The following is a 13,830-nucleotide window of genomic DNA, read 5'->3' on the forward strand; positions in this document are numbered from 1 at the left end:
CGGAGAGGTACCCAAGAGGCCCAAGGGGGCTGACTCGAAATCAGTTAGGCGTGTCACAGCGTGCGTGGGTTCGAATCCCACCCTCTCCGCCACTTTAGTTCTACATACGTTTACTTATGAATCCTTCGTTGAGATAACGAAGGTTTTTTTATTTATTGCGCGTTGTTTAAGTAAAAACAAAAGAGGGACCTTTTCGGGTCCCTCTTGAGAGGCAGTACATCAATGATGTTCGGATTTTTTCTGTCTATAGCCGCTAAAGTGATGCAGGTTTTGCCAGGCTTAACCCTTTTTTAAGGGGCAGCCTTTACTCTCCCCGATTTACAATAGATGCTGATTCAGAATCCTTGTGATTGTGTTCGTCTACGACGTCCAACGGAACCACACCTCTCTTTTGTACTGCCTGAGAATAGTATGTGTCATGATGTTTTTTTTATACATGCTGCGAAAAAAATTAATGGACCCGTGCCTTTTCTGCCTTTTTCCACTTGCGGTTTTTATTAGAGGTTTCCGGAAAGGTGTCACCTTTCTTCATTTCGATGCGTTTGGGATTCTGAATTTGGGTATGAAAGCTGCGTGCTTCGCCTACCTCCGTATAGATGCCCGGATTGGGGGCTTTGTCGCCTTTTTCGTATTCGGTTTGTTCGCCCATTGAACGATTCCTCCTTAAAGAAAGTGGGTATTACTGTGTTATTGTGCGCGCATCGGCCGGCCTTCATGTAATCAAAAAGTATCCATGACCGCCCTTCATAAATATTACTTGCACTCTTCTGAACAATTTGGTATATTAATTTGGTGCGAGTCTATGTTTGTGCTCGTTCCTTGCTCCTGACGTGATCAGGGGCCTCAGACCATAAGGAGGTGAAAATTATGCGCAAATATGAAGTCATGTACATTATTCGTCCTGACATTGAACAAGAAGCCGTTCAAGCAGCAGTCGAAAAATTCCAAGGCATCATCTCCAACGGCGGAGAAATTACAAAGCACGATGTGCAAGGTAAACGCCGTCTTGCGTATGAGATCAAGAAATTCCGTGATGGCGTTTATGTTTTGGTTAACTTCACTGCAGAACCTGCAGTAGTTACTGAATTGGAACGTATCATGAAGATTTCTGACGAAGTCATTCGTTATCTCATTACGAACGACGTTGCCTAAGATCTTGACAAGCTTTGTAACGAATCGCTTATAAGGAGGGGACAGAATTGTTGAACCGTATCATTCTGATCGGTCGGTTGACCCGTGACCCGGAACTTCGTTATACTCCTGCTGGTGTTGCTGTAACGCAGTTTACGCTCGCCGTAGACCGCAACTTTACGGGCCAGAACGGTGAACGCGAAGCGGACTTCATCCCGGTGGTAACCTGGAGACAGCTGGCTGAGACCTGTGCCAATTACTTGCGCAAAGGACGTCTGACAGCCGTGGAAGGCCGCATCCAAGTACGGAATTATGAGAATAACGAAGGCAAACGTGTATACGTTACTGAAGTTATTGCTGATAATGTCCGTTTTCTGGAATCCTCGCAGAACCGTGAAGGTGGCAATGCGCCAAGTGGCGGGAATGTACCTGAAGAACCATCTTATGGTGGCGGCGGTAACAGTGGACGCGGAAATAACAATAATTTCTCGCGTAACAACAATAATCAAGATCCTTTTTCGGGCGATGGAAAACCGATCGATATATCGGACGATGATTTGCCATTTTAATTAGGAAAGGACTGAACTGACATGGCTTTCAAACAAAGAGAAGGCGGAGAAAACGACAAAAGACCGGCACGTCGTGGTGGACGCAACAAGCGCAAAAAAGTGTGCTACTTCACTGTGAACAAGATTACTCACATTGACTACAAAGACACTGAGCTTCTGAAGAAGTTCATCAGCGAACGCGGAAAGATCTTGCCGCGTCGTGTAACAGGTACAAGTGCAAAATACCAACGCGCTCTGACCATTGCTGTAAAACGCTCGCGTCAAATCGCGCTGCTGCCTTACACAACGGAATAGGACGTTTTTACGAAGCAGCCGGGTAATCGGCTGCTTTTTTAGATGAATTTGTAACGAACAGCGGCAGAATACGGCGAAGGCCGGTTTACCCTTTTTCAGAAATCTGCAGTTTGCAGTTCAGGCATTTGACGCAGACAGCAGAATGTAGTAAATTACAGGTATCCTATAACTAAAGGGGAAATTTTGATGTTGGTGAGCGTTCTTAACTAAGCAATTTCATATCGTCTGACCCGTAAGCTGCACAAGGCCCGCTTTATCCATAAGGTGGGTTGTGTTTGAGTATGTCCGGCAGGATGTATTCCAGTTTCGGGAGGATGGATGAATTAGTTAAGGACACACGCGAAGCGTCATATGGCCTCTTTACGGCTGTTGTTCTCTTTGTGATTAAACCGTGCTCTTGCAGCACGGTTTTTTCTGTCTTCAGGCTTAATTTCCCGTAAGCGGAAACGGCCTGGAACACAAAGAGGATAACAGCAGCAGATGAGGGCAAGGACCGCCGTAGCGGCAGTCTTTGCCCTTTTTGCGTTGGGGCAGAACAGAAACCCGCCCTGGGAGCTCAGGCGAGGTATAAGGAGGAATGGTATCAATGAATACTGAAAGCCAAATAACACTGCAATATGAAGAAATGAAGCAGGATCTTGGACGTTATGCAGTATCTTATGAAGGGAAAAAGGCGGTGAGCGGCCTAGCGCCGATGACCTATTTACCGGCGGTTCACCGGGCGTTGGACGAAACTGCTGAGGCGAAGGAGCTTTTGGAAAGAGGGGCAAGTGTACCGATCCCTTCTCTGGAGGGAATGGAGTGGCTGATGTCCCTGCTGGGCACCGGATATTTGTACAGCGAGAAGGATTTTATGGCGGTGTCGGTATTTCTGCAAAGCTGCAGTCAGCTCCGCAAATACATGCAGGCCAAAGAGCAGAGTGCTCCGCGAATCGCATCCTATGCGGCGTCTCTGGTGGAACTGAACGGGGTGCGGGAGGAGATTGAACGCTGCATCCGGCTAGGGACCCTTGACGACCACGCCAGCAAGGGGCTGGAACGGGTCCGGAAACGGCTGGCTGTGGCTAAGGACCGGCTGCAGCGGAAGATTGAAGCTGTAATGGCTAAACACCAGGGAATCCTGCAGGAGAATCTGGTTAGTATGCGCGGCGGGCGGTATGTGATTCCAGTGAAACGGGAATATCACAAGCAGGTAAAGGGAGCGGTGCTGGATCAGTCCACCAGCGGGCAAACCGTTTTTGTAGAGCCCTATGAGGTCGCTTCGCTGCAAGGGGAGCTTGAATTGCTGGCGGCTGAAGAGGCCAGGGAGGAGATGCTGATTCTAAGCATGCTGACCGGCCTGCTGGAGCAGGAACAGGCGGCGCTGCGGCTGAATATTGAGATCACGGGCAATTACGATTTTATCTTTGCCAAAGCCAAATACGCCCGGACGATGGGGGCGAGAAGTGTGGCTCTGAACGACCGCGGCTATCTGAGAATGAATGGGGGCAGGCATCCCAAGCTGGAAGGAATGATCCCCGTCAGTCTGGAATTCGGCAACGGATATAAATCACTAATAGTCACCGGACCCAATACAGGCGGCAAAACCGTCGTGCTCAAGACATTGGGACTATTAACCTTAATGGTGCAGTCCGGTCTCCTGGTGCCTGTAGAGGAAGGCAGCGACTTTACAGTTTTTACGGATGTAATCAGTGTAATCGGCGACGGGCAGAGTCTGACTCAGTCCCTGAGCACTTTTTCGGCACAAATGAAGAGTATTGAGGGAATGCTGAGAGATGCGGGCAAGGGTGTACTGCTGCTGATCGATGAGCTGGCGGCTGGTACGGACCCGGGAGAGGGTTTTGCGCTATCGATTGCTATACTTGAGGAATTGAACCGTAAAGGCGCAAATATCATAGTGACTACCCATTTTAATGAGCTTAAGGTTTTTGCAGCCTCTACCAGCGGGTTCCAGAATGCGCGGATGGAGTTTGACAAGGATACCCTGCAGCCGCTGTACCGGTTGACGATTGGTGAAGCAGGCGAAAGCTATGCCCTGCAGATAGCCGAGAAGCTGGGAATTCCGGAGACCGTTATCCGGCGCTCGCAGCAGCTTGTGGAGGAGCAGCGCGAAGTGGACGGGGACAGAAGACACTGGAACAGTCTGAACCGTTCAGGACACCACAGACCCGGTGAAAGAGCGCAGCAGGAGCTGCAGCGTATAGAACAGCTCCCAACCGAAGCAGCAGGGCCGGTCAAAGTTCCGGCGGTTGAACAGAGGCCTGCCCAAGAAGGGGATGGAAAGGCGCCGAAAAAGGATTTTGAAATCGGTGATGCTGTGTATGTGAATTCGCTGGGCAGGATGGGGATTGTCTACGAGACAAGGGATGCAATGGGAATGGTGGGTGTCATGATCCAAAAGCAAAAAATGCGATTCAACCATAAGCGCCTAAAGCCATACCTTTCGAAGGAGGAGCTGTATCCTGAAGAATACGATTTTGATATCATTTTCGAAAGCAAGGACACACGGAAAAAGCGCAAGCTGATGCGGAAAAAGCATGTGGAGGGACTAAGCATTATTCACGAGGAAGAAGAAAAATAATGATTGCAGAAAAAGCTTAAGGCTTGCCCGCGAGGGCAGGCTTTTTTCTATAAAGGCTTCACTTTAGGACGAAAATTGTATATTCTCAATAATGTAGTCTTAAATACTATGACAATAAAACTTTAAGAATATAAAGAAAACTTTTTTGGATAACGCTTACATGGCGGAAGGGAAGAATAATATGATGAAGCGCAGATATTGCGGGCTGGTGCTGGCGATGGCGTTAATGCTTTCGGCTTGCAGCGGAATAGGCTCGGAGCGGCTTTCCTATGGAGTTCTTTCGAATAAGGAGGCCGAAGTGCCTGCAGCTGGAGGAACGATTACATACGGATACTCCTCTCCGTTTCAAGGGCTGTTTGAACCTGCTTTTTATGAAGGCGAGGATGACTACCAGGTACTGGAATTCATTACAGAGGCTATGTTCAGAGTAAAAGATGACTTAACCACGGTTCCGGGCATTGCTTCCTGGCAGGAATCAGATGATCACACCGTGTTCACGTTCAGAATAAGGCCGGGTGTCCGGTGGCACAATGGCGATGAATTAACGGTAGAGGATTGGAAATTCGCGCTAGAAACCATTGCCAGTCCAGAGTATACGGGGTCACGGTACTATAGCGTAGAAATGATTACAGGCGTGGAAGCCTACCATAAGGGAGAAGCCAAGGAAATCAGCGGCATTAAGGTAATTGACCCTTATACCCTGAGAATAACCATGAATAGTGTAAGGGTAAATGCGCTGGATAATCTTTGGCCGTACCCGATGAACAAAAGGGTGTACAGCGGGATCGCGGTTAAGGATATGCCGGACAGTGATCCGGTGAGAAAGCATCCCATCGGCATTGGCCCGTTTGAGGTGACCCATATCCAGCCGGGACAGCTGGTGGAGATGAAGGCCTTTGAGGATTACTATCAGGGAAGACCGCTATTGGACGGTGTGAAGTATAAGGTGTTCGATGATAAGGAAATCGTGAATCTTCTCGATAAGAATGTGATTGATATCGCTACTGCCCCGCGTGATGCGTATGTCTCGCTGAAGCAGCTGGACCAGGTGGATATTCTGCAGTCGCCTGAGCTGTCTTACGAATACATAGGATTCAAATTTGGATCCTGGGATCAAGAGACCCAGAAGATTGTCATGGATAATCCGAAATTCGCGGATAAACGTCTGCGGCAGGCTATGTATTATGCGCTGGACCGTGAAGGGATCATTAACCAATATTCCTACGGTCTCGGCAGTCTGATTGAAACACCGGTTCCCAGCTCAAGCTGGGCGAAGATTCCCGATTCAGAAATCAATACTTATCCCTACAGTCCGGAGAGGGCAAAGGCGCTGCTGAATGAAGCAGGGTACGTGGACAGGGATGGCGATGGATTCCGGGAGGACCCAAAAGGCGCTCCATTTGTTATTCATTATGATGCTATGACAGGAAGCACAACGGCAGAAGCACGGACCCGCGCTATTCTGCAGAATTGGCGTGACGTTGGACTGGATGTACGGTTAAATGGCGGCAAGCTTAAGGATCTTAATGACTTTTATGAAGCTGTAGAGCATGATGATCCCTCAGTCGAGCTCTTCAACGGAGTATGGGGGCTGGCCAGCGACCCGGACCCGTCCGGGTTATGGAGAGAAATTGATCTGTGGAATTATCCGCGCTTCAGTTCAAAACGCAATGAAGAGTTGATCCGGGAAGGTGTGGGAATCAAATCTTATGATAAAGAGTACCGCAAGCAGGTCTATTACGAATGGCAAAAATTAGTGAACGACGAAGTGCCGATGATCTTTTTTGCTGAGCGCATTAATATAACGGCCGTCAACAAACGTCTGCAGAATGTGAGGGTGAATTCAATGAGCAACATTATTGACCCGCAGACATGGTGGATAAAGGAAGAAAAGTAATTGCAGCAAAGCTCGGGAGGCACCGCCGGATGGAGGCGTACACCGCAGCTTTGCTCTTTTTTTGCAAAATACGAATCAAAATCAAGTTTTGTGCGTCATATACTTTATAGAATACAAGCAGCTTCAGTACTAAACTTGTCGTTATTTGTTGTTTCTTTTTGGGCGCCAAGTGATTACAATAGAAATATTGTTTATGTGTCAAGGCAGGTTTCCAAGTTTATTCTACAATTAGAATGACCCGAATTCCTGAAAGGGGGGAATTATAACACTGAATCGGGGCAACCCATACCAGCCAAGAAAAGCCCAGCCATGACTGCCTGGAACACTCCCGGCAAGCATTGAAAATAGATCGCGAGCAATAATATATACATTCCACCATAAAGAAGGAATCAAAAATCATGAAAAAATTCAGAAAAATGAAAAAAAGATATATCATTCTGATTGCTGCGCTGGTGGTAATCATTGGCGGCGGCTTTCTGTTCCAAAAACCGCTGGCCGTACTGGCCTTCGATCTTTTTCTGTCGGATCGGGTCGAGGATAAGCTGAAGCAGGAATCCTACCAGCCTCTCGTTAATGACGGCACTACTACGGTCAAACCCGAACCGGTTGTTTACAAAAGTGACCCGTTCTCTCTAATGCTGCTGGGGACTGACCAGCGCAAGAATGAGACTGCCCGTTCGGATACTATGATCTACGCGGTTATCCGTCCGGAGGATTACAAGATCCTGCTCATCTCCATACCGCGGGATACCTACACTGAGATCATTGGACATGACGACAATAAAAAGGATAAAATTACGCATGCCTATGCTTTTGGCGGGCAGCAGATGGCCAAGGACACCCTGGAAAACCTGCTCGGGCACGATATTCAATATTATGCCACCATTAATTTTCAAGGATTGAAAGATGCGGTAGATGCGATTGGCGGTGTTCCGCTGCCGATCAAAAAAGATATTGTGAACAAAGGCAAGGATCATGAAAAATTCACTATTGAAGGCGGCAAGGATAACTATAATGGGGAAGAGGCTCTTAATTACACCCGTTATCGTGAGGACAGCGACTTCAACCGTACCAAACGGCAGCAGGTTTTCATTGATGTCGTTGCGAACAAAATGCTGTCGATCAGTCAAATTGGAAATATTCCGGAGCTGCTGGACATTATGGGCGATAACTTTAAGACGGACATTCAGCCTTCCATGATCATCAGTCTTGCCAAAAAGTTTATGGGCGGCAAGGATATGGACATCTCCAGCTTCACTGTGATGGGTGAGGGTGAACGTATCGGCGGGGTTTATTATGATATTGTAGATGAAGAGGACCTGACTGAAGCCAAGGCCATGATTGACAATTGGATGAACGCCAGCACGCCGGTAGATCAATTAATCGAGCCGGGAAAAGCGCAAAACGCGCTGGAGCCTGCGGCTACAGCCGCAGCGCAGTAATCCCCCAAAAAAAGAATAAGCAGGAACTGCAGCAGCCATATACAATCTTAATGGCTGCTGCTTACTGTTCTCATGGTATAATGAATTGGAACGGATGATTGGCATAATAATTCCTTCGGAACTCTTTGAGGAGGATCAAGAGATGAATATTGCGTTTTTTTTACTTCCGAAACAAGAGGTCGCCTGCGTAACCCTGGATTCAACGCTGCGCCAGACTCTCGAACGGATGGAATTTCACCGCTATACGGCTGTACCGATTCTGAACCGGAATGGAGAATATGCCGGGACGGTAACGGAAGGCGATCTGCTGTGGTATATGAAGGATTCAGGCGGGGCGGTGACTTTCGAAAATGCTTCAAAATATCTGCTAAAGGATGTTCCGCTGCGGATGAATAATCTGCCGGTATCCATTGATGCGGATATGGAGGATTTGATTAATTTGGCCAAGGTGCAGAACTTTGTGCCTGTGGTTGATGACATGAACCGGTTTATCGGTATTGTCCGCCGGAGTCAGATTATTGAGTATTGCGAGAAGGTGGTTTCCCGCCAGTCGCAGGAATCGTTATAACCACTTATTACCGGCAGTTGAGTAAGATGTACCAAGGCCTGTATTTCCGGCGGTCACGGAAAGCGGGCCTTTTTTGAAAGCGCAGCCCTGAATTTCCGGGGCGGTGGACGTCCCGTGTAGCTGGGAAATATTTATGCTATAATTGAGAATAATGTTTTTTGCCGGAGGTAGAGAGACTGTGCCCAATGTGCCGAAGGATCTGGATGTGGCGAAACGCGCCAAAGTAATTGAATGGTTGAAGACTGAAGTAATTGATCAAGTCTCACGGTTATTTAAAGCGCTCTGGGAAGGCAGCACCGCGCGTGTAGGAGACAGTCTGGCCAGTCTGATCATGAGCTCCTACATTCTGGGACGCAGACTGGGCATCCCGTACCGCGAGCTCGACGATCTGCTGATTGAGAAGCTCAGAAAGCACAGGCAGGAAGGGCATCAACTGGAAGAATGGTATCAGGATATATCTGCGTTAGAAGAACATATGCGTAAGAGGTGAATACTGTTGAAATTTCGCTGGACATCGGTGGCATGGAGCATAGCGTATCTGCTGTTGCTGCTCTCGTTATCAACCCCACTGCTCATTATCACTACACTATTTATGATTATACCGGCGGTAGTGCTGTTCACTACTCTGAATACCAAGCAGTTTATTATTCATATTCTGCCTGTATTGCTGATTGTCGGTCTGATCACACCCGTCTATGTCTTAATAGCGGTCTATTTCTTAATCCCCGCCCTGGTCATGGGACGGTGGTATAAGAAACGCTCTTCAGCGATGTCCACTCTGCTCGCCGGAATGGTTACCATCCTGGCCGAATTCCTGCTGCTGCTGCTGCTGGGAACAGCATTGTTCAATTTTGACCTTACCACCTATGTGAATGATGTGCTGCAGATGGTGAATTCACCGCTATCGGAGCTGGGGGCAAGCAATCCGCTGATGTCCGAATTGAAACTCTCCTCGGAGGACGTAAGTACGATTAGCCATATGACTGTCCAGATCATTCCAATGACACTGATCATCAGCTCGTTTATGATAGCTGTGATCACGCATTCCATTGTCCGTCCGATTCTGAACAGCATGGAATATGCCGTGCCGCGAATGAAGCCGGCCCGGGAATGGAGACTGCCAAGATCGTTCATCTGGTATTATCTGCTGGGTGTCGTGCTCAGTCTCGTGTTTGGGGGAGCAGACAGCGGATTTATGCCGATGATTTCGGACAATCTGCTGCCGCTGCTAAGAATTGCTTTTATCATTCAGACCATCGGGTTCCTTTTCTTCCTGGTCTATGAGCGCAAATGGAGCAAGGTTGTGGCGCTCCTGCTGGCAATCCCGGTGATTCTAATGCCGGGGCTGTGGATTATCGGTATAGTCGACCTGGCGTTCCCGCTGCGCGAGCTTGTGACGAAATCGAAACGATAGGGTGAGAGCTCATGCCAAAATTTCTGCAAAGACGCTGGCACGGCTATCATACCGTATGGGCGTTTATGCTGCTGCTGCTGCTGATTATAGTAGTCAGCTTCTATAACTGGGTTATTGGTGTCGCCAGTCTGTTTCTGGCCGGGACCCTCTGCTTCTCCATGCTGCAGGCGGAGCTCTCGTTCCGGCGGAATCTGGTGGAATATATCAATGGGCTATCCTTTCGAATTAAGCGGGTTGAGGGTGAAGCGGTCAGTATGCTTCCGCTGGGCATTATCCTGTACAGTGAGGACCGTAAAGTAGAATGGAACAACCGCAGCGCTGGTGATATTTTTTCACGGAAGTCTTTGGTCGGAGAAGAAATTGAGGAACTGCTGCCTGATGTTATGCCTTCCGCGGCTGGACATGTACCGGTCAAACGGGAAACTTCCAAAGAAAATGCACTGAAGGAGATCCGTAAGGAAATAGCAGTGGATGAACGCCATTATCAGGTGGTAATCATCCCCAGCGAGCGGCTGCTGTATCTGTATGATATTACTGAGCTTGTGGTGCTGCGCGAACGGTACGAGGAAGAAAAGCTCGCGATCGGCATTGTGATGATGGATAATCTTGATGAAGCGGCCCAAGGCATGGACGATCAGCAGCGCACGTCCCTGATCGCTAAGGTGGCCAGCGAGATTACGGAGTGGAGCAAGCAGTATGAAGTGTACCTGCGCCGGCTGTCTTCGGAGCGGTATCTTATGCTGCTCAATCACCGCAGCCTGCAGGCGCTCGAAGAAAGCCGGTTCGTGATTCTGGATGAGGTGCGGGAAATGACCGCAGATCTCAAGGTGCCGATGACGCTGTCCATCGGACTCGCCTATGGTTCGGAGTCTGCCAGTGAGCTCGGGGCGCTGGCACAGTCCAGCCTGGACATGGCTCTCGGCCGGGGCGGAGACCAGGCGGCCGTGAAGGCAGGCCAGCGGCTGTCCTTCTATGGCGGCAAGAGCAATGCCGCGGAGAAGCGCACAAGAGTGCGGGCCCGTGTTATTGCGCACGCCTTGCGCGATCTGATGCAGGAAAGTGACCGGGTCCTGATCATGGGCCACCGGACGCCTGATATCGATGCTGTAGGGGCTGCGATTGGTCTGCTTAAGGCGGCCCAGATGTACAATGTGGAAGCTAACATTGTGATGGAGACACCGAATCCTTCCATCACCCGGATGATGGAGCAGATCCGCCGGGATGAAGAGCTGAACAAATCCTTTATCTCTACGGAACAAGCACTCCAGGTCATGACGGAGCACACGCTGCTGATTGTGGTGGATACCCATAAGGCATCCATGACCATGGAGCCGCGGCTGGTGCAGTATGCCAGCCGGATTGTAGTTGTAGACCATCACCGCAGAGGTGAGGAGTTCATAAACGATGCTGTGCTGGTCTATCTGGAGCCATATGCCTCGTCTACCTGTGAGCTGGTAACAGAGCTGTTGCAGTACATTCATGACAAGATCAAGCTCAGCCCGCTGGAAGCTACGATGCTGCTCGCCGGAATTACAGTAGACACCAAGCATTTTGCGCTTCACACCGGCTCCAGAACCTTTGAAGCCGCAGGGTTTCTACGCCGGGTCGGGGCGGATACGATTCTGATTCAGCGGATGCTGAAGGAGGATCTGCAAGAGTATATTTCCAAAGCGGAAATTATCAAACATGCCCGGATGGTGTATGATCATATAGCGCTTGTTGTGACGGAGCCGGGAATGAAGATTCCGCAGCTGCTCATTGCCCAGACGGCGGATACACTGCTGGGTATGACGAACGTGGTGGCTTCATTTGTCATCAGCGAGCGGCCTGACGGCCTTATTGGCATCAGCGCCCGGTCGCTCGGGCGGATGAATGTGCAGGTGGTTATGGAAAAGCTGGGGGGCGGCGGCCACTTGTCCAACGCCGCCGTACAGCTTGAAGGAACAAGCAAGGAAGCAGAAGCCAGACTGCTTGCAGTACTGGCCGAAATTGAAGCGAAAGAGGGGCTGTTCGAATGAAGGTCATTTTCATAAAAGATGTTAAGGGTCAAGGCAAGAAAGGGCAAGTCAAAGAGGTATCAGAGGGTTATGCAGCCAACTTCCTGCTGCCGCGGGGGTTGGTTCGCCCGGCTACGGAAGGCAATGTCAAGACGCTGGAGAATCAGGCGGCTGCAGAACAGCGCCGCAAGGATCAGGAGAAAGAGGAAGCGGTTCAGCTGGGCAAGAAGCTTGACGAGCTGACGCTGACGCTGAAGGCCAAAGCTGGCGAAGGCGGCCGGCTGTTCGGTGCCATTACCAGCAAGCAGATCGGTGAAACTCTGGCAGCTGCCCACGGCATCACAATTGACAAACGCAAAATTGAACTGAGTGATTCAATCCGCCATGTGGGTACATTTCAGGTAGCGGTGAAGCTGCATACTGAAGTAAAGGCTAACCTCACGGTTCAGGTAACGGAGGAGTAAGATGGGTGGAGATCTCTTTTTCGATCGGATTCCCCCGCAGAACCTGGAGGCGGAACAGGCCGTAATCGGTGCTGTGCTCCTGCAGGATGAAGCGCTGATTACGGCGATGGAGCGGGTGAATACCGAAGACTTCTACGATAAACCGCATCAGATGATATTTGAAGCGATGGTGCAGCTCGGAGAAGAGAGCCAGCCGATTGACCTGGTTACACTGACGTCCAGACTGCAGGACAAGGGACAGCTTGAGGATATCGGCGGAGTGAGCTATCTGGCGAAGCTGGCGCATGCGGTGCCGACTGCAGCCAACGTCGATTATTATGCCCAAATCATTGAAGAAAAGGCGATGCTGCGCCGGCTCATCCGTACAGCCACTCAGATTGTCAGTGAGGGTTATACCGGCGGAGAAGATGTAGCTAATATGCTGAGTGATGCCGAGCGGCGGATTCTGGAAATCTCCAACCGGCGCAGCGGCAGCGGATTTATTGCGATCCGTGATGTACTCATGCAGGTGTTTGACCGTGTAGAATTGCTTCATCAGAATAAGGGCGGCACTTCAGGAATTCCTACCGGCTTCGTAGATCTTGATCATATGACCAACGGCTTTCAGCGCAATGACCTGATTATTGTGGCTGCCCGTCCTTCTGTAGGAAAAACAGCGTTTGCGCTGAATATTGCCCAGAATGTAGCGGTGCGGGCCAAAGAGACTGTAGCTATCTTTAGCCTGGAAATGTCGGCGCCGCAGCTGGTTCAGCGTATGATATGTGCCGAAGCCAATCTGGATGCCAATATTATGCGTACCGGTGACTTCAAAAGCGATGATGACTGGTCGAAGCTGACGATGGGCATTCAGTCGTTGTCCGAGGCAGAAATCTATATTGATGATACTCCCGGTGTTACAGTTACGGATATCCGGGCCAAATGCCGCAGACTGAAGAAGGAAAAGGGCCTCGGCATGATCGTCATCGACTATTTGCAGCTCATCCAGGGGCGCGGCAAGGCCGGCGAGAACCGCCAGCAGGAAGTATCGGAGATCTCCCGTACCCTGAAGCAGATCGCCCGTGAGCTCGATGTTCCGGTCATTGCCCTGTCCCAGCTCAGCCGTGGTGTAGAGCAGCGTCAGGATAAACGTCCGATGATGAGTGACCTTCGTGAATCCGGTTCGATCGAGCAGGATGCCGATATCGTGGCCTTCTTATACCGTGATGATTATTATAATCAGGATACCGAGAAGAAAAATATTATCGAAATTATTATTGCCAAACAGCGTAATGGTCCCGTAGGCACCGTAGAACTTGTGTTCCTGAAAAATTTCAACAAGTTCGTCAACTACGAGCGTGCCCATAACGAACCGTTTGCAGGTTAGGCAGTTTTCGCACAATATCCGAACGATCACACATTTCCTCGTGGGATCGTTCGTTTTTATTTGACTTTAAAAAGTCCCGCTGTTACACTGGTTATTGTGCTTTAGCGGGT

13 protein-coding genes and 1 tRNA gene are annotated in these 13,830 nt (G+C 49.7%); 13 read left to right on the forward strand and 1 reads right to left on the reverse strand.

Annotation, left to right across the window (positions count from 1 at the left end):
* Window position 1: 1 nt before the first annotated feature.
* A tRNA-Ser gene (locus tag BLQ82_RS20680) sits at window positions 2-92 on the forward strand.
* 359 nt (window positions 93-451) lie between these two features.
* On the opposite strand, the gene BLQ82_RS20685 is transcribed toward BLQ82_RS20680, so the two are convergent.
* Complete coding sequence (locus tag BLQ82_RS20685) at window positions 452-649, reverse strand: YjzC family protein (RefSeq protein WP_062526095.1); 198 nt, start codon at window positions 647-649, stop codon at window positions 452-454.
* A gap of 218 nt (window positions 650-867) precedes the next feature.
* On the opposite strand from BLQ82_RS20685, the gene rpsF reads away from it, so the two are divergent.
* From rpsF to dnaB, 12 genes are all read left to right on the forward strand, one after another.
* Window positions 868-1,152: a 30S ribosomal protein S6 gene (gene rpsF, locus BLQ82_RS20690; protein ID WP_025706808.1), complete on the forward strand. Its 285-nt coding sequence runs from the start codon at window positions 868-870 to the stop codon at window positions 1,150-1,152.
* Window positions 1,153-1,199: 47 nt separating this feature from the next.
* A complete protein-coding gene (gene ssb / locus BLQ82_RS20695) occupies window positions 1,200-1,700 on the forward strand; it encodes a single-stranded DNA-binding protein (protein ID WP_025706807.1) in 501 nt (166 codons plus the stop codon).
* Window positions 1,701-1,721: 21 nt separating this feature from the next.
* Window positions 1,722-1,994: a 30S ribosomal protein S18 gene (gene rpsR / locus BLQ82_RS20700; protein WP_020425713.1), complete on the forward strand. Its 273-nt coding sequence runs from the start codon at window positions 1,722-1,724 to the stop codon at window positions 1,992-1,994.
* 586 nt (window positions 1,995-2,580) lie between these two features.
* On the forward strand, window positions 2,581-4,575 hold the full coding sequence (locus BLQ82_RS20705; protein WP_062526093.1) for an endonuclease MutS2: 1,995 nt from the start codon (window positions 2,581-2,583) through the stop codon (window positions 4,573-4,575).
* 181 nt (window positions 4,576-4,756) lie between these two features.
* A complete protein-coding gene (gene opp4A / locus BLQ82_RS20710) occupies window positions 4,757-6,472 on the forward strand; it encodes an oligopeptide ABC transporter substrate-binding protein (RefSeq protein ID WP_062526186.1) in 1,716 nt (571 codons plus the stop codon).
* 416 nt (window positions 6,473-6,888) lie between these two features.
* Complete coding sequence (locus BLQ82_RS20715) at window positions 6,889-7,914, forward strand: LCP family protein (RefSeq protein WP_062526184.1); 1,026 nt, start codon at window positions 6,889-6,891, stop codon at window positions 7,912-7,914.
* Window positions 7,915-8,056: 142 nt separating this feature from the next.
* A complete protein-coding gene (locus BLQ82_RS20720) occupies window positions 8,057-8,482 on the forward strand; it encodes a CBS domain-containing protein (protein WP_020425709.1) in 426 nt (141 codons plus the stop codon).
* 187 nt (window positions 8,483-8,669) lie between these two features.
* Complete coding sequence (locus BLQ82_RS20725) at window positions 8,670-8,972, forward strand: MazG-like family protein (RefSeq protein WP_025707985.1); 303 nt, start codon at window positions 8,670-8,672, stop codon at window positions 8,970-8,972.
* A gap of 6 nt (window positions 8,973-8,978) precedes the next feature.
* A complete protein-coding gene (locus BLQ82_RS20730) occupies window positions 8,979-9,896 on the forward strand; it encodes a DUF2232 domain-containing protein (RefSeq protein WP_062526091.1) in 918 nt (305 codons plus the stop codon).
* A gap of 11 nt (window positions 9,897-9,907) precedes the next feature.
* On the forward strand, window positions 9,908-11,914 hold the full coding sequence (locus BLQ82_RS20735; protein ID WP_062526089.1) for a DHH family phosphoesterase: 2,007 nt from the start codon (window positions 9,908-9,910) through the stop codon (window positions 11,912-11,914).
* Entirely contained in the window at window positions 11,911-12,357 is a 447-nt protein-coding gene (rplI, locus tag BLQ82_RS20740; protein WP_062526087.1) for a 50S ribosomal protein L9, read from the forward strand. Before BLQ82_RS20735 ends, rplI begins: the two co-directional genes overlap by 4 nt.
* A gap of 1 nt (window position 12,358) precedes the next feature.
* Window positions 12,359-13,720, forward strand: coding sequence for a replicative DNA helicase (gene dnaB, locus BLQ82_RS20745; protein ID WP_025707981.1), 1,362 nt, complete (start codon window positions 12,359-12,361; stop codon window positions 13,718-13,720).
* Window positions 13,721-13,830: the final 110 nt, after the last annotated feature.

This window comes from Paenibacillus jilunlii (assembly GCF_900102965.1).
In the GTDB taxonomy this organism is placed as follows: domain Bacteria; phylum Bacillota; class Bacilli; order Paenibacillales; family Paenibacillaceae; genus Paenibacillus_AQ; species Paenibacillus_AQ jilunlii.

Bases quoted from the DNA above. Each gene is read 5' to 3' on its own strand.
- BLQ82_RS20685 (WP_062526095.1), bottom strand. From the start codon at position 649: ATGGGCGAACAAACCGAATACGAAAAAGGCGACAAAGCCCCCAATCCG.
- rpsF (WP_025706808.1), top strand. From the start codon at position 868: ATGCGCAAATATGAAGTCATGTACATTATTCGTCCTGACATTGAACAA.
- rpsR (WP_020425713.1), top strand. From the start codon at position 1,722: ATGGCTTTCAAACAAAGAGAAGGCGGAGAAAACGACAAAAGACCGGCA.
- BLQ82_RS20705 (WP_062526093.1), top strand. From the start codon at position 2,581: ATGAATACTGAAAGCCAAATAACACTGCAATATGAAGAAATGAAGCAG.
- opp4A (WP_062526186.1), top strand. From the start codon at position 4,757: ATGATGAAGCGCAGATATTGCGGGCTGGTGCTGGCGATGGCGTTAATG.
- BLQ82_RS20715 (WP_062526184.1), top strand. From the start codon at position 6,889: ATGAAAAAAAGATATATCATTCTGATTGCTGCGCTGGTGGTAATCATT.
- BLQ82_RS20720 (WP_020425709.1), top strand. From the start codon at position 8,057: ATGAATATTGCGTTTTTTTTACTTCCGAAACAAGAGGTCGCCTGCGTA.
- BLQ82_RS20735 (WP_062526089.1), top strand. From the start codon at position 9,908: ATGCCAAAATTTCTGCAAAGACGCTGGCACGGCTATCATACCGTATGG.
- rplI (WP_062526087.1), top strand. From the start codon at position 11,911: ATGAAGGTCATTTTCATAAAAGATGTTAAGGGTCAAGGCAAGAAAGGG.
- dnaB (WP_025707981.1), top strand. From the start codon at position 12,359: ATGGGTGGAGATCTCTTTTTCGATCGGATTCCCCCGCAGAACCTGGAG.